1 protein-coding gene is annotated in these 1,054 nt (G+C 49.7%); it reads right to left on the bottom strand.

Features of this window, described 5'->3' with window-relative positions:
• Positions 1-1,054: mannosyltransferase family protein (locus AC2VLY_RS04625; RefSeq protein ID WP_486921839.1), on the bottom strand; the 1,054-nt coding region annotated here is incomplete at both ends.

The raw sequence follows: 1,054 nt of genomic DNA, 5'->3' as shown, positions 1-1,054 counted from the left end.
CAGGTTTTTCGGGTGGTGCTTTGATATATCCAGCCAACCGCCAGAAACAAGGGCAGATTGATATAAAGCAGGCGGTAAGTAGAAACCGGTCCCTGTGCCGCTCCCTGAAACCATAAGTAAGCAAAAACCAGGGGAATGCTGACGACAAGTAAGGCCCATTGGCGTTTCCACCATAAAATTTCCAGAGCAAAAAAATTACCCAGCAAGATCAGAGCATTCATGAAAAAGTATACACTGCGGGCAGGGTTCAGCACTGTCGGTTCCAGCAGTAATGCATGGATTAGCGGCGTATAGTCTCCTCCCCACAAGGGAAATAGTTCGACAATATTTCTCAGTTTGTCCAGAGGCGATAAATGGCCAATATAAGGACCATGGGCCACCACAAAGGCAAAAGGTGTCTGGAATAAATACCATTGATAGGCCATGAATACACCCAGCCCACCGCAAGCGATTATTCCCAGGCTTAACCCCTTGAATAGGGAGATGAGCGCACGGTTTTGCCTGTCCGCCCAAACGCGCCCCAGTAAAACCAGCCATATTCCGAAAGCGAAAAAAACCATCAACGGTCCGGAAGCCGTGCCGATTCCTGCCCAGAAAGCAGCCTGAAATGGACGTTGTTGACGGAGCGCAATCAGTGTGGCGATGGCCAGGCAATTCATCAAGGATGTCGGATAGGCGCTGATGAAAAAAGCGGCAGCAGGGTACAGTGCATAACTCAGCGTGGCAAAAGCGGCACTATCGGGTTCCAGCCAGTCCTTGGCAAGGCGCTGAAATAACAGCACCGAGAGTAATCCAAAAAAAAGAGCCAGCCCTATGCCAATGGCGGGAATAGGGAAAGGCAAAATGAGGCTGAAGCCCTTGCACAAGGCCGGATAAAGTGGAAAAAAAATGATGTTTTGTCCAAAATCGGCATGCGGTATGTAGCTGTACCCGTGAGTGGCAATGTCCATATACCATTTGGCATCCCAATTGATCAAAGCCTCGGCAATGGACCCGGAAACGGGATCCAGACCACGGCTGAACAAATAATAACCCAACCAGGTTCCGCCATAGA

This window comes from Acidithiobacillus sp. TH-A36, assembly GCF_057473445.1.
Note: the sequence above shows the minus strand (reverse complement) of the source record. Positions and strands in the feature narration are given on the sequence as shown.